This is a genomic window from Pseudomonas syringae KCTC 12500 (assembly GCF_000507185.2).
In the GTDB taxonomy this organism is placed as follows: Bacteria; Pseudomonadota; Gammaproteobacteria; order Pseudomonadales; family Pseudomonadaceae; genus Aquipseudomonas; species Aquipseudomonas syringae.
In genome coordinates, this window is the sequence record NZ_AYTM02000002.1 from 4,585,643 (window position 1) to 4,604,925 (window position 19,283).

At 52.3% G+C, this 19,283-nt stretch carries 22 protein-coding genes and 2 pseudogenes; 16 read left to right on the forward strand and 8 right to left on the reverse strand.

The window, feature by feature from the left end; translation table 11 throughout:
• Positions 1 to 103 precede the first annotated feature (103 nt).
• From V476_RS20705 to V476_RS20715, 3 genes are all read left to right on the forward strand, one after another.
• Positions 104 to 547 (forward strand): LexA family protein, encoded by a 444-nt coding sequence (locus tag V476_RS20705; RefSeq protein WP_024959235.1) that lies wholly within the window; start codon positions 104 to 106, stop codon positions 545 to 547.
• 78 nt (positions 548 to 625) lie between these two features.
• Positions 626 to 865, forward strand: a complete 240-nt coding sequence (locus tag V476_RS20710; RefSeq protein WP_003346461.1) for a hypothetical protein — start codon at positions 626 to 628, stop codon at positions 863 to 865.
• A gap of 133 nt (positions 866 to 998) precedes the next feature.
• On the forward strand, positions 999 to 2,126 hold the full coding sequence (locus V476_RS20715; RefSeq protein WP_024959236.1) for a sensor histidine kinase: 1,128 nt from the start codon (positions 999 to 1,001) through the stop codon (positions 2,124 to 2,126).
• Positions 2,127 to 2,219: 93 nt separating this feature from the next.
• Here the strand turns inward: V476_RS20715 and V476_RS20720 are convergent, their stop codons facing one another.
• On the reverse strand, positions 2,220 to 2,513 hold the full coding sequence (locus V476_RS20720) for a hypothetical protein (RefSeq protein ID WP_169737583.1): 294 nt from the start codon (positions 2,511 to 2,513) through the stop codon (positions 2,220 to 2,222).
• Between the two features lie 79 nt (positions 2,514 to 2,592).
• Positions 2,593 to 3,408 (reverse strand): isocitrate lyase/PEP mutase family protein, encoded by an 816-nt coding sequence (locus V476_RS20725; protein WP_024959238.1) that lies wholly within the window; start codon positions 3,406 to 3,408, stop codon positions 2,593 to 2,595.
• Between the two features lie 143 nt (positions 3,409 to 3,551).
• Here V476_RS20725 and V476_RS20730 point away from each other — a divergent pair, with 143 nt between their 5' ends.
• The 10 genes from V476_RS20730 to V476_RS20770 all read left to right on the forward strand — a co-directional run bounded on the left by V476_RS20730 (position 3,552) and on the right by V476_RS20770 (position 13,143).
• On the forward strand, positions 3,552 to 4,661 hold the full coding sequence (locus tag V476_RS20730) for an alpha/beta fold hydrolase (RefSeq protein ID WP_080278420.1): 1,110 nt from the start codon (positions 3,552 to 3,554) through the stop codon (positions 4,659 to 4,661).
• Between the two features lie 15 nt (positions 4,662 to 4,676).
• Complete coding sequence (locus tag V476_RS20735) at positions 4,677 to 5,606, forward strand: ThiF family adenylyltransferase (protein WP_024959240.1); 930 nt, start codon at positions 4,677 to 4,679, stop codon at positions 5,604 to 5,606.
• Between the two features lie 43 nt (positions 5,607 to 5,649).
• The gene (locus V476_RS20740; RefSeq protein ID WP_024649016.1) at positions 5,650 to 6,873 is read left to right on the forward strand and encodes an MFS transporter; all 1,224 of its coding nucleotides are present in this window, start codon (positions 5,650 to 5,652) and stop codon (positions 6,871 to 6,873) included.
• Positions 6,848 to 7,507 (forward strand): GNAT family N-acyltransferase, encoded by a 660-nt coding sequence (locus tag V476_RS20745; RefSeq protein ID WP_024959241.1) that lies wholly within the window; start codon positions 6,848 to 6,850, stop codon positions 7,505 to 7,507. The genes V476_RS20740 and V476_RS20745 overlap by 26 nt, the downstream gene beginning before the upstream one ends.
• 29 nt (positions 7,508 to 7,536) lie before the next feature.
• Positions 7,537 to 8,817 (forward strand): diaminobutyrate--2-oxoglutarate transaminase, encoded by a 1,281-nt coding sequence (gene ectB / locus V476_RS20750; protein WP_032628740.1) that lies wholly within the window; start codon positions 7,537 to 7,539, stop codon positions 8,815 to 8,817.
• On the forward strand, positions 8,817 to 9,527 hold the full coding sequence (locus V476_RS20755; RefSeq protein ID WP_024959243.1) for an iron-containing redox enzyme family protein: 711 nt from the start codon (positions 8,817 to 8,819) through the stop codon (positions 9,525 to 9,527). The genes ectB and V476_RS20755 overlap by 1 nt, the downstream gene beginning before the upstream one ends.
• Before the next feature lie 7 nt (positions 9,528 to 9,534).
• A complete protein-coding gene (locus tag V476_RS20760) occupies positions 9,535 to 9,981 on the forward strand; it encodes a cupin domain-containing protein (RefSeq protein ID WP_004404790.1) in 447 nt (148 codons plus the stop codon).
• Between the two features lie 283 nt (positions 9,982 to 10,264).
• Positions 10,265 to 11,188 carry a LysR family transcriptional regulator gene (locus V476_RS20765; protein ID WP_024959244.1) on the forward strand — a complete coding sequence of 308 codons (924 nt, stop codon included), beginning with the start codon at positions 10,265 to 10,267 and terminating at the stop codon, positions 11,186 to 11,188.
• A gap of 240 nt (positions 11,189 to 11,428) precedes the next feature.
• The gene (locus V476_RS28320; protein ID WP_154232057.1) at positions 11,429 to 11,569 is read left to right on the forward strand and encodes a hypothetical protein; all 141 of its coding nucleotides are present in this window, start codon (positions 11,429 to 11,431) and stop codon (positions 11,567 to 11,569) included.
• Between the two features lie 293 nt (positions 11,570 to 11,862).
• The gene (locus tag V476_RS20770) at positions 11,863 to 13,143 is read left to right on the forward strand and encodes a hypothetical protein (protein ID WP_027902991.1); all 1,281 of its coding nucleotides are present in this window, start codon (positions 11,863 to 11,865) and stop codon (positions 13,141 to 13,143) included.
• 106 nt (positions 13,144 to 13,249) lie between these two features.
• Here the strand turns inward: V476_RS20770 and V476_RS20775 are convergent, their stop codons facing one another.
• From V476_RS20775 to V476_RS20790, 4 genes and pseudogenes are all read right to left on the reverse strand, one after another.
• The gene (locus tag V476_RS20775) at positions 13,250 to 14,197 is read right to left on the reverse strand and encodes a DUF4238 domain-containing protein (RefSeq protein ID WP_032628763.1); all 948 of its coding nucleotides are present in this window, start codon (positions 14,195 to 14,197) and stop codon (positions 13,250 to 13,252) included.
• A 194-nt stretch (positions 14,198 to 14,391) separates the two neighbouring features.
• Positions 14,392 to 14,661, reverse strand: a complete 270-nt coding sequence (locus V476_RS20780) for a pyocin activator PrtN family protein (RefSeq protein ID WP_005754792.1) — start codon at positions 14,659 to 14,661, stop codon at positions 14,392 to 14,394.
• A complete protein-coding gene (locus tag V476_RS28975) occupies positions 14,658 to 15,461 on the reverse strand; it encodes a hypothetical protein (protein WP_024959247.1) in 804 nt (267 codons plus the stop codon). Before V476_RS28975 ends, V476_RS20780 begins: the two co-directional genes overlap by 4 nt.
• 17 nt (positions 15,462 to 15,478) lie before the next feature.
• Positions 15,479 to 15,943: pseudogene (locus V476_RS20790) on the reverse strand (DNA cytosine methyltransferase); the annotation flags it as partial.
• 170 nt (positions 15,944 to 16,113) lie between these two features.
• Between V476_RS20790 and V476_RS20795 the strand changes: the two are divergent.
• Both V476_RS20795 and V476_RS29195 read left to right on the forward strand, forming a co-directional pair.
• Positions 16,114 to 16,758, forward strand: coding sequence for a hypothetical protein (locus V476_RS20795; RefSeq protein ID WP_024959249.1), 645 nt, complete (start codon positions 16,114 to 16,116; stop codon positions 16,756 to 16,758).
• Positions 16,759 to 16,763: 5 nt separating this feature from the next.
• Positions 16,764 to 17,081, forward strand: coding sequence for a hypothetical protein (locus V476_RS29195; protein WP_308457698.1), 318 nt, complete (start codon positions 16,764 to 16,766; stop codon positions 17,079 to 17,081).
• Between the two features lie 72 nt (positions 17,082 to 17,153).
• Here the strand turns inward: V476_RS29195 and V476_RS20800 are convergent, their stop codons facing one another.
• Both V476_RS20800 and V476_RS20805 read right to left on the reverse strand, forming a co-directional pair.
• Positions 17,154 to 17,648, reverse strand: a complete 495-nt coding sequence (locus tag V476_RS20800; protein ID WP_024959250.1) for an Hcp family type VI secretion system effector — start codon at positions 17,646 to 17,648, stop codon at positions 17,154 to 17,156.
• A gap of 49 nt (positions 17,649 to 17,697) precedes the next feature.
• Positions 17,698 to 18,066 (reverse strand): annotated as a pseudogene (locus V476_RS20805) (site-specific integrase); the annotation flags it as partial.
• Positions 18,067 to 18,153: 87 nt separating this feature from the next.
• Here V476_RS20805 and dusA point away from each other — a divergent pair.
• Positions 18,154 to 19,173: a tRNA dihydrouridine(20/20a) synthase DusA gene (gene dusA / locus V476_RS20810; RefSeq protein ID WP_024959252.1), complete on the forward strand. Its 1,020-nt coding sequence runs from the start codon at positions 18,154 to 18,156 to the stop codon at positions 19,171 to 19,173.
• Positions 19,174 to 19,283 lie beyond the last annotated feature (110 nt).

The following is a 19,283-nucleotide window of genomic DNA, read 5'->3' on the forward strand; positions in this document are numbered from 1 at the left end:
CCGGTCCGCGCCATCTGTCGAGGTATCGGGCATCGCGATTGACCTGAGCGCCGATAAACGATTAACTGTATATGTATACAGTAAATCATAAAAGGCTCGCCTCATGAGTGTTACCTTCCTTGGCCCATTGTCGGCAGGGGGCATCAAGCTCCCGTTCATATCGCTGTCGTCCGTTGGCGCCCGATCGCCAGTGGTCGAGAAGCATGTTTCGATTGCCGAGCTTTGTGAGGTCCGTGAGCCGCACGCTTACCTGGCCAGGATCGAAGATCAAGGCATGCAAGGGGGCGGCATGTGCAGCGGAGACATGCTGGTGGTCGACCGCAGCCAGTACGCCGAGCACGGTGACATCGTCGTTGCCTCGCTCAATGCACTGCAGATCTGCCGACGTTTGCACATGCGGGGTGATGTGGTGATTCTGGAATCGCAAAACCCGGATTACCCGCCACTGCATGTCACCGACAACGATGACCTGATCATCCTGGGCGTGGTGACCTATAGTGTGAAAAATCTACTGGAGGGCCGCGCTGCATCATCAGCTCATCGATGAACAGACGCATGTCCTTGCATTGCACGCCGCTGCGTGATCTGCTTCCTACTCTTTGGCTTTTAGCGGAATACCGAGCGCATGCAAGAACGACTTGACCAGTTACGGCTCCCCAAGCCTGTACAGGGAGCAATCAGTGATCTGGTAAGAGCGCTCGACGCAACCAGCACCTGCGCCGACGTGGAAGCCGAAGCGGCGTTGCAGATCGAATACATTCACGGTCTTGAGACCAGCAGAAAGCTGCGTCCAGCCGATGCCGAAGCGCTTTACATCATATTCGACGACGCAGTTCAGGCTCGTTTACAGGCACTTGCCGATTAGATTCGGTATTCCGTTATTCTCCTGCCTGCGTGAATTTCACTCCAGACGTTATTTGTCCGCTGGATAGGGACGGATGCATTGGCTTACCCTACGAATCCGCAATCTGCGGGGTTCATGTCAGGTTTGAATGGCTATGCGTTTATCAGGCTTCATCCTCGAGAACATCGAAGCTATCGTGCGCGAGTGGACCGATTTCGCGCGCACCCTGTCCGCGCTCGGCGAGCCTCTGGATACCACGGAGCTCAGAGACCATGCCGAGCAAATGCTGCGCGCCATCGCCACTGATCTGCAAACGGATCAATCGTTGCAGCAACAGGTCGACAAATCCCAGGGCCACGGTGTGTCAAATGAACAGACTGCAGCGAAAAGCCACGCGATCACTCGATTGATGTCGGGCTTCACCATCGATCAGGTGGTTTCGGAGTTTCGGGCATTGCGGGCGAGCGTGATCAAGCAGTGGATGTCGCGAGAGACGCAGGACGCTCAACAGCAGATCGAAGACATGATCCGCTTCAACGAGGCAATAGATCAGGCACTTGCCGAGTCCATCACCAGCTACACAGGCGCGGTTCAGGCGTCACGCAATATCTTTCTGGGCATCCTCGGGCACGACTTGCGCACCCCGCTAAGCGCGATACTGCTGGGTGCCGACGTGCTGTTGCGCACCCATGATCTGGGCGCTCGTCCAACCAAGGTCGCCTCGAGGATCTATTCCAGCGTGAAGCGCGCCAACCAGATCGTTGGCGATTTGCTTGACTTCACGCGTTCGCAGATCGGCCCCGGCATCCCGCTGAAAAAGACCGAAGTAGACATGCAACCCATCTGCACTCGCATCGTTGAAGAGTCGAGTACCGTCCACCCGGAAGCAGACATTCGCCTGACTTCAGACGACCCGGTTATTGGTCGCTTCGATGGCGATCGCCTCGAGCAGGTCTTCTCCAACCTAATCGGCAACGCCATACAGCATGGCAATAGCAGCGATCCCGTCGAAGTAACGCTGGCCGTCTCGGAGAGCGAGCTGCGCTTTACCGTTCACAATACCGGCAGCCCGATTCCCGAAGACGTGCTTCCGTTCATCTTCAACCCGATGGACCGCTACTCACCCGAAAAAATGACCGATAACGGACCTTATTCAAGCCTGGGGCTGGGTCTGTTCATCGTCGACAGGATTGTCGATGCGCACGGCGGGCGTATCGAGGTGACATCGAAAGCGGATCTGGGGACTACGTTTGCGGTCGTTATTCCGTTGAATGCGGAGTGAGGTCGCATAGCGGCGATAGAGTTGCGAGGCAACTGAAGAGCATCCGGATCAGAGCTGCCTGTCCCTGATAACGCGCCCGTCATGGCCTGAAAGTCAGCGCAGGATAATCACACCCTGACGTGCCACACGGATGAGATGCCTGTAGGTGTCCGATCTGCTGCCGTCGGGGGGAAGACGAATGATCAACAGGTCATAAGTATCATCGTCCCATAGACCCATGTCTGCACACCCATCAAAAAGCCGCATGGCCGGGCTCAGTACCGTCGCCAGGCCTGTCGTTGAAACGGGTAAGTTTTCAACGCCTGCCATCTCAGTTGCCAACTGCTCTGCTTTACCAAACGTCAGCGTCCGCCAGGCCAGACGAAAGGAGCTACGGTTGATCGTCACGCCGTTCTCGAGACCAATAACGGCATTTCGGTTTCTATCGGATATCACATGTATGCTCCATGCAAACACTCGATCCTGATTAACGCATCACTTCATCGAGCTGATTCAGACTCAGTCCCGATTGTAGAAAATCCAGTCCCTCTGGTTCTTCCAATCCAAGTAAAACAGTCGAGATCTGCCGGTAGGCGTTACGAAACAGTGAGCTGCCCAGGCTGATCCGGCGAACGCCTACTGTCCTGAGTCTGTCAATCGTCATACCGAAAACAGGCAGGACGTTGAGAGGTTTGCTGAGCGCTCTCTGAATCGCCTCAATGTCCTCGATCGACTTCAAGCCGGGTGCGAACAGACAATCGGCTCCTGCTTCTTCAAACGCGACCAGCCGTTTAATAACCTCGGTCAACGAATACTCGTGCGCTCCAAGCAGATAGTCGGTCCTGGCGGTGACGATAAAATCGGCATCGAGCGCGTGGGCGGCCTCACTCGCAGCGCGTACCCGATCGCACGCTTCTTCGATAGAGAAATACAGCGGGGTGTTCGGGTCATGATAGTCGGATATATCCTCAATGGATGCACCTGCGCAGCCGACGGTCAGGGCTCTTCTGAAATGCTCCTCGACCTTGCCCAGTGTTTTCGCCAGACCATTCTCCAGGTCTGCCGTCACGGGTATGTCCACTGCCCTAACGATGCGTTCAATCGCCGCAAAGCGATCTTCATGGTCCATCGAGGGGGATGAATCGCGGTAGCCCTGTGCATAGGCAATCCCCGCGCTGGTGGTGCCGAGGCTGGCGTAGCCCAACTGCTGAATGAGGCGCGCGCTTCCCTCACACCATGCATTGGGCATGACGAATAACTCATTGCGTTCATGTAACTTTCTGAATGCCTGGCTGGTGTTCATGGCGCCTCCCTGAAGGGCCAAGCATAGTCTTCTTCGCAGCACGCATGATTAAAAAAAAATGAAGGGGCTTAAAAAAGTTTGAACAGACAACACGCAGCCCCTGTGGAATGCTTTTGTCCACTTTATCGCAAGGACGTCGACTGATGAAAAGGATTGCTTCTGCTGCGTTGTTTATTGCGTCCTGTACCACCGCTTTAATGGTGAGCGCGGCGCCACTGCCTGCCAGTTCAGCCGCAAATATAGACGGTGTGGAAGTTCATACCGTCACGCTAAAAACTGACGCGATGAAGATGGCACTTTGGCGTGATTCGCCGAAAGGGACCCACGCTCAAACAATGAAAGAGTCACAAGTTGTTCTGTTTATTCATGGCGCAACCATTTCAGGTAATCTCTCGGCCGGGTACGCCATCGACGGTTATTCCTGGGCCCAAGACGTCGCCAATTCAGGGCGCGAGGCCTGGGTGGTGGACCTGCCGGGGTATGGTCGCTCTGATGATTATTCGGAAATGCGCGAGGCCAGTCCAAACGCCAACGGTGAGTCGGTGGGCAATGCCAAAAGCCTGGTGCCCGTGATTGATGCCGCCGTCGACTATGTATTGAAGTTTACCGGTGCAAAAAAACTGACGATTATCGCCACGTCCAGGGGCGCGATACCGGTGGGGTATTACCTGAGCGCGCACGGCGAAAAAGTAGACAAGGTCGTGTTCAATTCGCCCATCGTCCGGCGTGATACCACAAGCCCGGAGATTGTCCGAGGCTTGTTCGGCAGTGCCGAAAGACCCGACAAGAGCTTTTATGAGATTCCGGTCGACAAGCGATTGTCCATGATAGAAGAAGACCGTCCGGCGGGCACCGAGACGCAGCTTGAACAAGGGTTTATAAAAAACTGGCCCGGTGATGCAGCGCTGGAAAGAGCGCATCAAAAGAACATGATTAAAGTACCCGGAGGCTTTGCCCAGGATATCTACGATGCCTGGCATGGCGTGTATTGGGACCCTGCCACAATCACGGTGCCCGTATTAATTACACGCGGGGATTATGATCATGTGCTGACCACCGCGGCGGATATCGACTGGCTGTACACACACCTGAGCAATGCTTCCAGTAAACGGTACGTGCTGATCGATAAAGGCACCCACGCCATGTTATTTGAAAAAAAGCGTTTCGAACTCTATCGCGAAGTACGGGTTTTTCTGGAAGGCTCATATAACCGATTGTCACTGGCCTGTAGTTTTTGCGGCGGCCGCAACTAAAGCAAGGAGCAGATCATGTTGAAGAAAGCACGCATTGTTAAATTTCCAGGCGTTTTTGACGAGCAGGTATACAACGAGCGGGTTTCACGCAGCGGTTGTTTTCTCGGCAACTCGACACTGGAGCAGATGGCCAATCAGGGTAAGCTTTCCAATGCTGTTGTCGGCGTCGCTGGCGCAGGGGGTATTGGCGGTGCCGTGGCCCTCGGGCTGGCACGATTGGGTGTAAGGCATATCAAAATTGCCGATCCCGATTCTTTCGACATCAGCAATATCAACCGACAGTTTGGTGCTTCAGTGGAAACCGTCGGTCGTAACAAGGCGTTGGTGGTTGCCGAGCTGGTTCACCGGCTGGCGGGGGACGTGAGCGTTGATGTGTTTCCGGAGGGTATACAGAAGCACACCGCTGAAGCGTTTGTGGAAGACTGTGATCTGGTGTTGGATCAAATGGACTTCTACAGCATTGCCGAGCGCTATGCACTGCACAGGGCGTACCGTCACTCAGCCAAGTGCAAAGGCTTGCTGGCATCCTCGGTGGTCGGTTGGGGCGCCAACATCTACAAGTTCGACAAGGCAGGCCTGACGCTGGAGGATTTTTACGATATTCCGGAAGAGGCGCAGATGACGCCTGAGCTGGTAGAAAGGCTGGTCATGCTTCAAGCCTCTTATCAGCCTCGTTTTCCGAGCATTCCCGATATTTTCAGCTGGATGAAAGAGACAGGAAACGTGCCTATTCTTTCCGTGGCACCGACGGCCTCGCATTACCTGATTCTCTGTCGTTCAGCGCTGATGCTTTGCGACCTGGAGGGCGCACCGTACAGCACCGAACTTCCTCCCATGCCCAAGTATTACTGGTTCGACGGCTCTACGTTCGACAACGGTATTTATGAGTTCGACGGTACGTGGGCAAACCCCGAGGAGCATCGCAAACACTTCAATGTCAATTGAACCAGCTGGCCCCGATCGGGGCCAGCCCTTTGAGGAAGGCGCCGTGAACGAAGTGCTCGATACTCAGGAACGGCACAATATTTCCAGGTTCCTCCTGGCCTCCAGTCTGTGGTTCATTTGTGTGGGGATACAAAGCGTATTTCTGCCCTGGGTACTGATCAGCGTCGTTCATGCATCGGCCTTTCAATTTGGCATCGCCCAGATGTGCCTGATGTTGCCGGTGCTGCTGCTGGTGATCTATGGCGGTTATGTTGCCGATCGCAAACCGGTGCGCAGGTTATTGGTCTGCGTGTACCTGGGTGGCGCGCTGACGGCATTGGTCTTCGCCGTATGGAGTTACCAGTCCGCAATAACCTACGCCAACGTGCTGGTGTATGCGTTGGCCTTTGGCGTGCTGTCGGCCTTTTGTGCGCCCGCCAGAGAACTTTACTTGAATGTACTGGGCAAGAAACAGTTGCAAAAGATCGTCACTATAAACATCGGGATTGAGTTTGGGATTCAGACGGTGGGTTTCGCCATTGGAGGTATTGCACCACAGGTGGGCGTCGGTCTGATGTTCTTGTTGTTGTCGTTTCTGTTCGGGATGTCGTCCCTGGCCGCCTCTTATATTTCGGTGACCACGCCCAGCAAGCCTCATTCCGGCCTGATCGCTGAAACCCGTACCGCGCTGCGGTTTTCCATTCAGCACCCGGTCATCTTCCCGGTACTGTTATTGAACGGCCTGATCGGTGTGTTTTTTCTGGGCTCGTTTTTCGTCATGTTACCCCTGCATATTTCCCGGTTGCCGGGGTACGACGCCTCGTTGTTGGCGCTGTTCAATATTGTGTTTATGGTTGGGTTGATCGCTTCCGTCATTGTCTTGACCGTCAAGGGCGGGATAGAAAATAAATTACGGGCACTGATCAGTTCCTGCCTGCTCGCGTCGTTACTGCTGGCGGTTATCCCATCCGTGCTCACAGAGTGGATTCTGTTTTTAGGGGTATTGAGTTGGGGGTTTCTGGGCGGTATTGCCCTCAGCATGGGGCAGACGCTGATTCAGGAAAATGCCCCTTCAGGTAATAAAGCTCAGGTGTTAGCGTTACTGATGTTGTTTTTCATGGGGGGCAGTCCGATAGGTTCTTTCCTGCTGGGAACACTTCTCGAGTTCGTTGACGCGCCCGTCGTAGGTGTCATCAGTGCAGTCGCAATGATTGTTTCAATAATGGCAGTTTCCTATACCTACACGCTATGGAATGCACAACATGAACGGATCGACACTGCCCTTTGACGATGCCACGTCGAAGGACTTCAAAGGTAACGTGCTACTTGCAAACTCTGATATCGAACTCGCCCTGGTCAAGGCTGTTTGGCAGGAAGTGTACAGCGAGGAGTTAGGTTGGCTGGACGGGGATGACACCGATCCTCGTAATGATCGCTACCATGCCAACTCGGTCTACCTGCTCGCCACTGACGAAGAGGGAGCCGCCGTGGGGGTCATGCGCATGATTATCGACGGGGACCAAGGTCTGCCCATCGACAACTTTGCCGATATTTCCGGGATACGGGCAACCGCGCAAGGCGCGCTCATCGAATGTGCGCGACTCATGGTTCCGGCCAGGCACCGCGATCAGATATTTTCGGCTTACCCCTACGGTATTTTTGCTGCCTTGGTAAAAGCGGCTTTGCAACATTGCCTGAAAGAAAAAAACTACGACGTCCTTGCCAATTGTTTTATCGATACACCGCACACACCGATAAAAGCACTGGCCCACATGGGGTTCCGTGACTTGAACATTCGCTTTCGAGACGAGTTGCATGAAACGTCAGAGTGTACGGTTCTGCATTTAGACATCAAGGACATGCTGTCGATATTTTACGGGCCCGAGAAAAGCCTGGGCCATTACATCATGGCGCGAGCGTAGTTTAATTTTTCTGGGCAAGGGAAGCAGACATGAACCCATCAATGGCTATCTACGAGCGTGAATCGAATGTGCGTTCTTATTGTCGCGACTGTGACGTTGTGTTTGCGACGGCGCAAGGCGCAGTGATCGAAGACGTCGAGGGGCGGCAGTTCATCGACTTTTTTGCGGGGGCCGGATCACTGAACTATGGCCACAATAACCCGCGTTTGAAAAAAGAGCTGTTGGACTATATTCAGCAGGACGGCATCACGACCACCCTGGACTTTCACAGCGCTGCGAAGTCTCGGTTTATCGAACAGTTCGAACGGATTATCCTCACGCCGCGGGGAATGAACTACAAACTGCAGTTCACCGGGCCCACGGGGACCAATGCAATCGAGGCCGCCTTGAAGCTGGCCCGCAAGATCACCGGACGCACTTCCATCGCTGCGTTTACCCATGCATTTCACGGCGTCACGCTGGGCTCGCTGGCGCTGACCGCCAACGCCGATAAAAGAGCCGTCTCTGGCGTAGAGCTGTCAAACGTCGTTCGGCTACCTTATGACGGATTTCTGGGGCGTGACATTGACAGCGCGCATATCATTGAAACGATGTTCTCCTCAGCAGGCGCAGGTTTCGAGCCGCCGGCAGCCATTATTCTGGAAGTTGTGCAGGGCGAGGGCGGTTTGAATTGCGCGCGTCCGCAATGGTTACAGAGAATTCAACGGCTGTGCCAGGCCTCAGGCGCGCTGCTGATCATTGACGATATTCAAGCCGGTTGCGGTCGTACGGGCACGTTTTTCAGTTTTGAATCTGCCGATATATCCCCCGATATCATTTGCCTTTCAAAGTCCATCAGCGGTTATGGTCTGCCGATGTCACTGGTGCTGATAAAACCGGAGCACGATCAGTGGGCGCCCGGTGAACACAATGGCACCTTTCGTGGAAACAACACTGCATTCGTGACGGCTGCGGCGGCACTGAGCTATTGGCAAGACAACGCGTTCGAGCGCTCGATAGCGCAACGTTCCGCCGTCCTGCGCCTTGCACTGGAAAAAATAATTGCTCATTCGCCCCCCGAGGCTGTCCGCATTGTCGGGAGAGGGCTGTTTATGGGATTGAGATTTGGCAACTCACGGCGTGCGAGCAGACTGTCTGCAGAATGCCTGTCCCAAGGTCTGCTTGTGGAAACCTGTGGCCCCTTGAATGAAGTGCTCAAGCTGATGCCGCCACTGACCATCGATCTGCCTGTACTAGAGCGCGGACTGGACATCTTGAAACGTGCCTACCTTTCTACCTTACACAACGAATCATCGCGAGGGATTGCCTGATGGATTTAATGGTTGGAGATACCCGTACATTGGCTGCCCGTGCGTTGGGCAATGAGTTCATCCTGCAAGAGCTTGCACAATTAAGAGACGAACTGATCCAGCAGGTTTTCGATCATCCTTTTCTGGTTCAGTGCCGTGCGGCAAGCATGCCGATAGACCGGCTGAAGAGCTTTCTCGTGCAACAAGGAAAATACAGCCGTTATTTCACGCGGTACATCTGCCAGTTAATGAGTCATCTTGAGGGTGATGAAGATATTCTGGCAGTGTTCGAAAATCTTTTCGAAGAACTGGGTTTTGGTGAAGTCGCCGAACCCACTCATTCGGCTATCTACCGTGAGATGTTGTGCTCCTTCGACCTGAACCTGGAGGCGCACGCCACGCTCCCTTCCACGCAGCACCTCATCGATACAATGATGGACTTCTGCAAACAGCCCAATGGTATTTATGGACTCTCGGCGTTGTGCCTGGGGGCTGAGGCCATTGTTCCTCATCTGTACAGTGACATTGTCACTGGCTTCTCGGGTCAGGGCGTTGCTGCAGAGAGGCTCAGGTTTTTCACGTTGCATATCGAATGTGACGATGGTCACGCGGACACCCTGTTGGCGATTCTGTCGCGTCTGGTGATGGAAAAACCGACTCGTTTTGAAATAGTCCGGCACGCCGCCGTCATGATGATCAAGGCGCGACTTGAGTTTCTCGATAAACTTTGAGGTGAGCATGAATAACCCTACTTTTTCTTCCGGTGATTTCGTGCATGTTCCCGCCAGTCTGGCCGCTGGCGAGGACGTGGGCACGCTGTTACATGAAGGCGTCAGAACCACCACGCTGGACGCGTTCAGCAAAACAAGAAAGCACGAAGTTCATGTTGTCGACCTGCCGTCCAGGTCGATAAGTATGACGTTCGGTGCGCTGCAGCCGCTGCAAGGGTCGGGCCTGCATCGGCATAACTATGAAACCATCATCTATATCATTTCAGGCACCGGTTTTTCGATGGTAGGAGAGACGCTCGTTGCCTGGACAGCTGGAGACGCCGTTTATATTCCCGTCTGGCGTTGGCACAAACACGTCAATACATCAGAGGACGCAGAGGTCACGTACATCGCCTGTGAAAATACGCCTCTGCTGCAGGCGCTTGGCGTCGCGTTGCGGGAAGAGGCTTCCTGACAGAAGCTCGGTATCCGTGCCGCGGAGGGGAGTCTGGACGTACCGAAGTTTTCATCTGTAAATGAATGGTCAGAAAGATGATCGGGGCGCAGAAAATCGATTCAGCCCGTCGTTTTTTAACCCTATTTCCTCTGATGCTCAGGAATACTTTGCGAATACCCGCCAAATGGCCTAACTATAGAGGGAAGGAAAGCCGGGGTGCAGTGGAAAAACCCCGGAGCGGGAAAACACCCGGTTAGCAAAGTCGACCATCCGCTTTGCACCGGGTAAACAGGGAAAACGGATGTCTCGAATCTTTGATGTTGATACGCACCTTTGGCGCACGTTCAAATCGGTGAGCGAAACTCGAAGTATCACGCGGTCTGCGGTTGCGCTGTGCAAAACTCCACCAGCTATCAGTATGCAGATAAAAAAGCTGGAAGCACTTCTGGAACTGAAGTTGTTCGTCAGAGGCGACGACGGTTTTCGGCTGACGGTCATTGGCGAAGAAGTATTGGCGGCCGCTGAAAAGATTCTCGCCATGCATGACAATTTGTTCCGCTTGAAGAACAAGAACCCTGATAGCGAATTGCGTCTGGGCATGCCGGATGATTACGCACTCTTTTTCCTGCAAGGGATTGTAAAAGCCCTGTCTCGATCAAACCCCGATCTCAAGATAAAGCTGGTCTGCAAGACGTCGTCGTTCTTGATAGACGACGTCGACCAGGGTCGACTGGACATGGCCGTTGTCGCAGTGCCGGAATCTCGGGTCATGGAGCATTCTGAATACATCAGGCGTGAAGAACTGCACTGGATCGGCGATGCCAGGCTGATCAGGGCAGGGCATCCGATACCGTTGGTGCATTTTCCCGATGGTTGTATATGCCGAGAGGTCTCTGTCCAATCCTTGCAGTTTGCCGGGATGGCGTCCGAGATACGATTCACCTCAGAGTCCAATTTTGCCGTTTTCAATGCCATCAGTGCTGGTGTAGGTATCGGCGTGGGCGAGTTATCACTCATTCCGGGCGATACGCCTATTATCACAAGCTCGCTGCTTCCCGCATTGCCCGCCATACGGATGTCTGTAATCTCCAACAACGATCGCATTTCCAGAGCTGTCCTTTCCAGAATAAGTACCAGCGTTGTGAGGAGCGTCAATGCTGTCTGCGAGCAGAATATTCTTGGAAAAACACGCCCGGAAAATGCCTTTGCCGTTGGCGCTTTTTGACACGTTCAACTCCCGTGCCTGAAATCCGGCTGCAAATCAGCACGTCATCAGAACTGTCGCTTTCCTGATAAACTATCGGCCTTTCCCGATTGACCGCGTCTCTGCGTGCGGGCCACGGTGTGGTCCCGCGTATCGCTCGATTCAATTGAGCCATTTTTTCGCTGGCCGCCTCTCAATGATGCATGTTGTTGGGGCCAGCTAAGGGATGGCGATAACCCGCCGCGTAAAAGACCAATCCACATGAACATCGAAAACAACGAAGCCTCAGCAAACATAGGCGATCCGGTTGCAACAGTGTCCCGCCGCTTCTCCGTCGCCCCTATGATGGATTGGACATACTCCGGCCGAATCCCAAGCTTTTATTGGGATGAAAAGATCTGACCGCTCTAAATGTACCAATTTTGGCGCGGGTGCTCAGCATAATAGTTGACGAGAGATACTGTGCCTAGGGAATGTGGGGCTTTTCGACCGAAATCTTGTCTCTGATTATCGGTTAGATTGTTGGCGGTGAGACAATCCTCTCCAATTCATAGCTGCGTCTGACAGCATCCTTTCCTATCTCGCGCACCTTCGCTGGCTTGGGAAGATGTGGTTGACTTTGAATTGGATCCTGATTGCAACAAATTTCTCCATGTGCGATAGTTCATAACTGTCTATTATAACGAAGAGAAACTATGCTAAGCGACCTTGACGAACTGATCTTGAGCTGCGAGGATCCACGATCACGAAAATATATTGAAGAGGCCGTCCGTTGCTATAAAGCTGGTGCTTATCGCTCTTCGGTGGTGGCTTGCTGGATTGCAGTAGCTTTTGACTTGGTCGATAAAATCAAAGAGTTAGCCGCAGGTGGGGATAAAGAAGCTCAGGCTGAGTTAACACGGTTCGAAACAATTCAAAAGGCCAACAACTTATCCGGCGCGCTGGCCTTTGAGAAAGACTTGCCACTCATGGCCAAGGATAAGTTTGAGTTCATTTCCCATTTAGAGTATTTGGATCTTGTACGCCTCGTTGAAGATCGCAATCGGTGTGCGCATCCTTCTCACGTCTCTGATAATCAAGTGTTTGTTGCATCGGCGGAGCTGTCTAGGTTGCATATACACAATGCGGTAATATCTATACTTTCCAAGCCTGCAGCTCAAGGAAAAGCTGCGCTAGAGAGGGTGTTGAACGATTTGGATTCTAAATTTTTTCCCAGCAGTCTTGATGATGTCGTAACGCTTTTTGAAGCAGGTCCATTGAAGCGTTGCAGGTCAGCTCTTATGAGTAACTTGTTGAAGATATTAATTAAAGTGATCATCGGAGTAGGTGATGCCCCTGTCCAACCCGGGAAGTGCGCTCTCGCGCTATCGGCTTTAAAAATAATGCATCCAGCGTTATGGGAGGAGTTTTTTTCGAATTGCGTCAAGCAGATTGTAGAACCATTGCGTGTAGAAGACGCGATGAACTTTGCTGTCATCCGTTTCGCAAGATTCAACGAGCTAGGAATGTGGAAGGTCTTGCCAAAAGCAGAGAGGCTACGGTTTTTAACTTATGTTGAAAATGCTCCGTCCAGCCTTTACAGCGAACTAGATTGGTTTTATTTGGTAGATGACTCTCCTAAAGAATTTCTTCTTGCAATTGAAAAAAGAGTTAAGAAGGCAACTTATGATGAGATAGATGAGTCGAGCTGGTTTGACCCTCCTCCCGCCGTGATCGATAGGCTTTTGGAGATTTATCAAGGTTCATCAAGCTTCGCTGAAGCGAACCGATATGGTCGTACTATTAGGCTAAAGTTTCAAGATTCCCAACCTACTTATAAGCAAGCTGATAGTTTGATACGAATTGCGGCTGCGAACGGTCAAGTAGGGAATAGTTCGGAGTTGCCTCACATTCTCAGGCATTTGAGCACGCTTGATTGGGGTAAAGGTAGTCTAGATGCTCTGATAAAAAAGAACTCTTTGAAGGTAAAATTTTGATATTATTCTTTCATGTTTTTTTCGCCGATCTGAATTGTGGTTTTTCATTCTGCCGTTCCCATTCTTTGTAAGTTTAGTCAGTATTGGGCCACTTGGGCCCTACCGGTTAGCGACTCAATCCTTGGATTAGTTCAGCGCCTGAAACGATTGCGCCGCTCGAGAGCGCCGGAAACCAGCGCTTTGGTGAGTAGACTTGGTTTCTGCTGAATCTAAGCGTCCTTGAATTGAAGGCGGCAACTAGATGAGGGGACGCTTGGAGTGTTTCATCTTTGCCATCGAATGTTCCTAGCAGTGCCAATTCTTTAGTCAAAGGAAACACCACCTCCGTGCCATTCAATCCGAGGCCTGGGCTGCTCCGATAAAAAGGGGGTATGGTCTCTGGATTGGTCCACTCCAAGGAGACCGGCCAATCGCTTGTTATGAAGTGTCCATCCTCCCTACTTGCTTTAAAAAGTTTCCAGTTTCTTTGGTGAAGTACCTCTAGTGCAGCCTCCTGCATTTTCCCCTCCAAATTAATGTGATGCTCTGTTGTAACTTCTATCTCATACTCGCCTTTAGCCACAAAATCTTTCATTTCCTCGTATGTGGCTTTTGAGCTTGCGGCGACACCGTTACTATTCATGTCTGAAATAGTTTTTTCGTATCGCTCACGATTTTGTAGAACCATGCCCATAGTCATCTTTGCAATTTTTTCATGAAACTTTCGGGTAGTTTCTCTTCTAGCAGGGTGTCGTGTAGCCAACAGTGCGATCAAATTCAGAATGCAGGATTTAGGCTCACCACGAAATTCATTATCGGCTTCGATGTGGATAACTGCAGGGACAATCAATGACTCGAACTTTCCCATCTCGGATTCTATGTAATCACTCGGGAATCCAGGTATTGAAATTCTGTTGAAATCTCGGATAGCACATACGTTACGAGGAATCGTTTCGAATCTATCTCCAGTAATTACATTATATACATATAGTGTGGATTTTTTTGACCCGCCGTCTGTGAAAGCCCGTAGATAGGCTTGTGGAACGTAGTGATGATTTCTTGCTTGGTTGACCATACCCACCTTCTTTTGAATTATATTTAGGATGCAAGCAGGTCGCATATTACATTGTCCTGCTGCAGATGGTCGACTGGTTACCCCTCGTGCGGCATGTCTTTTTGCCAGAAAGCCTGTCCCTCACCCACGAAGGGAGGGGCAGGCTGATTTTGGAGACTCTAAAAATAGAATGTAGCGGGAGATAAAGTATCTTGTCAGGCTGCTCTCCCCATGAGCTGATTTTGCTCTTTGGCTGCCTTCTCTCGTTGTCGGTCAATGTAATCAGCCAAGTCTTTGAGGTGGATACCTAGGGCGGCCTTTTGACTGTCAGCGCCGAGGCGTACAACAGGGATATCTATCTCGCCGTCTAGCCTTTTACGTTTGAATTTTTCGACAGTTAAATGCATATAATCGGAGCAGACTCGGTCTAGGGGGATCACGGCTTGGCCGTCATACTGGGCCATCAATAGGAACAGAGTATTCATGGCTTCACCTGCTTCAAGTCACCTACAGAGCGGGTTTCATGGGCGCTGGCCATTGCACTCAAGGTGACGAGTTCAACGCCGTCATTGGTATGCCTCATGTCTGGGCCGAGATTCGTCGCTCTTTCGTTCACATCCGCTATAACTGGTTGGGCGCGGCGGAAAAGCGGTTCTATCTTGACGCCGCGCTGTTCTGCTGCCAAGGCTGTCTGAAGCCCTCTCACAGTCTTGCACCAACTCCCACGGCTTGAGAGCACATCCCAAGCCACTGGCTCGCTCTGTTGGTTTGCTGGTTGGGTAGTGATTTGCTTGGTCACCTCCTCGAGCGCATGCTCAACACGCGCCATTAAATCCCGGCCGAGCTTGGCTTTGTCGAAAGCCAGTGACAGCTCCATCGGATCCGCGCCCCTTTGATGCAGCATCATGGCGAAGTTCGCGATGTCCTCAAAGTTGCCAGCATTGCCCTTGGGAATATGCCCAACCATCAGCTCGGCTAGTTGCTTATCCTGCACCCATGACTCGCACCAGCCATGACGGCCTTTAGCGCGGGCCTTGGCAAGCTTGGTTTTCATTGCGGCAGCGAACGCATCAACAGCTTGGTTATTAGGGTGCTGGTCGACCTGTGCTGGAAACGGGCGGGAACAAAAAGCCTCCAGATCTGCAAGATACTGAGCTGCGTCCGGTGTATCGATGTGCTCGATCAGCGAGCGCGACTTGGCAAGAAGAGCCACGGAGTCACTCATGAGCGCCAAAGTTTCGGTGAGCTGTTTGCGCGCTCTGTCACGCCCCCCTGTGCGGCTCATGCTGCCTCCCTGCAGAGTTAGATCTGCCGCCATGGATCGTTTGCTTTGGCAAGTGCGGCCATCGGCGGAGGGCTGACGCTGTTGCCGCACATGTGCACCTGCTGGGTCTTAGTGAATGGCTTGCCGTCGGCGCCGTGGGTGATGACGTAGTCGGCCGGGAAGCCCTGGGCCTTGTACAGCTCGGACGGTTTGAGCATTCGAAGGCAGATGTCTACGATCACGTAGGGCGTACCCTTGACCATCACGGTGACCAGCGCCAAGCGATCCTTGGTCGTGATGGTGGGCGCTGGTTCGCCCGCGCTGCTGACGTTCTCGGTTCCGTAATAGCTGATCAGGAACGCGGCGACGCGCAGTGCGCCTTCCTCATGACCTGGGGAGAGTCTGAGCGATACGGCAGAGCTTTTACTTCCACCTCCGGCCGTGACGGTAGGCGCAGGCTCGTCAAGCGACTGGCCGACGCTGGCACCGAACTGCCGCTCCAAAACCAGAGAAAGGGAAAGGCTGATGTCAGCGGTGAGCTGGTTATCAAATTGGGAGCCTTTGGTGCTGGGGGGTATTTTGATTTTTGTCCGTAGCTGGGCCACTAGTGACTGCACTTACGGCAAAGGTTAATGTTAGAGTAAGCTTTTGCAAGCTGGTCACGGATGAACATATGGACGAATTTTGCACGCCAGAGTCAAACAACAGTCCCACTTGGACCTTGCTTGATATAATCATTTGGAAAGCATGGCCCGAGCGTTTGGGCGGTGGCACCGCTTATTCAAGACGATTCAAAGATGCTTGGGTAGTTCATAATAAATCATATATCAAGGCGGCAGCAGCTAAGTACTACCTCCCTATTGAACTGTTGGCCGGAGTTTGTTGGATTGAGGTTGGCGGCGACCCAAATATTGTGGACAGGATAGGCTTTGAAGTCAGAGCTTTTGACCACTTGGGTAATCTGCCAACCGTAATTACTAGTCCCCCACTCAAAACCAGTTTCGGTTGGGTCAGCATCCAGCTTCGCACAGCAGCTGTTACTTTAGGGATGAATCCCGATGAGATGGATATCAGTCAGCTTCGGACCTTGGCTAATTGTATTGAAACTGATATCTATAATATTGATATTGCGGCAAAGCACATACGTATGCTCGCTGATTATGATCACTTTTCTACCATCGGAATGGAGGAGGTGCGAGTTATCGGTGCTCGGTATAATCGAGGTACAAGTTGGTCGTTAGATGAGATAAAAAAAGATATGCGTTACGGTAACTTCATCGTCAATTTTTGGTCTCGCCTCAAACAACTTGCGATGTGATAACTATGAAAATTAAAAGCGTATTGCTACGAGTTTTTTTGTACGGTATCTATTGTTTCTGTCTGCTAATGTATGTGCTCTTTCAGGGATCTGAATATGATTGGATGGATCCCAGTATGCTCGCGTCACCACCTGGTCTCGCGCCATCACCTGATAATCTATCCTTACCGATTCAAGATGAGTCTAACAACAGAGCAGTTTTTCGGGGCTTGGTCGTAACCATAGCTGTCGTTGTGCAGATGGCCATTTGCTTTTCGCTTTCTCGAAAAGAAGCAATAATTACTGTCATTCTACTTGGTGTCACTTTGCTGCTATTCAAATAAGTCTGAAGCCCGTACTGTCGTTGGGCGGCCTTCAGCTTTTAAAGAAGGCCGCTGAACTGCTAATGCTTTTGATTACGCAAAAGGCTTGTTTGCGGTCCTATCCCACCCCCCTGAGACGATACCAGCATTTCCTCCGTCAGCACGCCGCTGCTGAGAATATTCGAATTTTATACGGCCATAATTGAGTGTGATCATTTCCACAGGTAAGCCAGCATGCTCCGCACCATTACCGCTAACGGTTGATATCAAGACTTCTTCAAGAACGATATCTAGATATTTAAATTTCTCGGTGCCTGCACGGTGTATGCGAATAGTTACTTTGTTGATGTGCGAGCCTCGGCAACAAAGTTCAAATAGTTTTGGTGTTGCTCTGTCTATATATTTACTGATTCTAAAGTCGCCCAGGGTCACGCCCCCAGCAGTCGCGCCGCCGCTAGAAGAGGCAGTTGTACTGATCGATTGAACCGCATCGTAATGATATGACAGCAGCTCTACCCAGCCTTTGTGGGCGTTGTCCAGCGACTCGCCCTCTACACCGTCCACCTGCATAAATGCGTCAAAAGACATATCAGCTTCCTGCTTAAAAATTGAGGGCTTAGACTAGCTTACGGAGCCCGTAGTTTGCCAGCTTCTGACTAGTCAATGCTGAGTCTGCCACCGCTCCCAGCCAGCTCTCGCTTATGGCCGTAAGCGTTGCCCGCTTGGTCTTGCCCAGAGGACGAACTTTTTCGTACTCATCAAGGTATCGATCAATCATCTGTTTGACGCTGACGGTCTTGCGGTTCATGCGCTCAATCGCACCTGGTACGGCCAGCTCGGCCTCACGTCGTTTCATCCACGCGTGAGCCACCCACTTGCGGTCGAAGGTTCGGGTTTCCTGATAAACTGGCTGGCCGTTTCGATTGATCCGTATCTGCGCGTAGTCAGCAGTCATGTTGTCTTCGCGCTTGAAGGGGCTGATCGTTCCTATTTTGAGTGGGTACATTTTTGATTTGGGTTGGTACACATTACCAACGCGCTACAAAATCCAAGCGAAGATGCCCATAAACCGCTGTATAAAAGATCAGTATCGATGAGCATCGAAGAAGTAAAACAACCCGTAAATGCTGGTGAATCGGCCCCAGTATTATCCCGCCGCTTCTCCGTCGCCCCGATGATGGACTGGACCGACCACCACTGCCGCTACTTCATGCGCAAGCTCTCAAAGCACGCCTTGCTCTACACCGAGATGGTCACCACCGGTGCCTTGTTGCATGGCGACCGTGAGCGTTTCCTGCGGCATGATGAAAGCGAGCATCCGCTGGCATTGCAGCTGGGTGGCAGTACGGCGGCGGATCTGGCTGCGTGTTCGCGTCTGGCGGAAGAGGCGGGGTATGACGAGGTCAATCTGAACGTCGGTTGCCCGAGTGACCGGGTGCAGAACAACATGATCGGCGCGTGCCTGATGGCGCATCCTGAGCTGGTGGCGGATTGCGTGAAGGCGATGCGCGATGCGGTCGGTATTCCGGTCACGGTCAAGCACCGGATCGGCATCAATGGCCGTGACAGCTACGCCGAGTTGTGTGATTTCGTCGGCAAGGTTCAGGAGGCGGGTTGCCAGAGTTTCACGGTTCACGCGCGTATCGCGATTCTCGAAGGGCTGTCTCCCAAGGAAAACCGCGATATTCCGCCATTGCGGTATGACGTGGTCGCGCAGTTGAAGTCAGACTTTCCTGACCTGGAGATTGTGCTCAACGGCGGCATCAAGACGCTGGAGCAGTGCAGTGAGCATTTGCAGACGTTCGATGGGGTGATGCTGGGGCGTGAGGCTTATCACAATCCTTATTTGCTGGCGCATGTGGACCAGCAGTTGTTCGGCAGCACGGCGCCGGTCATCAGTCGTTACGATGCGTTGGAGTCGATGCGGCCGTACATTGCTGCGCACATTGCCAGCGGCGGCAACATGCACCACGTCACCCGGCATATGCTCGGTCTGGGCCTGGGTTTCCCAGGCGCGCGACGCTTCCGGCAGTTGCTGTCGGTTGACATACACAAGGCCGAAAACCCTATGCTGTTGCTGGATAAGGCCGCGGCGTTTCTGCAGGGGCATTGATCGCATGTGCCGTGAATTGATCTGAGTTGAGCCGAATCAAAGGAAACGCTTATTCCAGTAGCGGCGTTATCGGGCTGCGGTTATGTTGAGCGCATAACCCAACAAGGAAA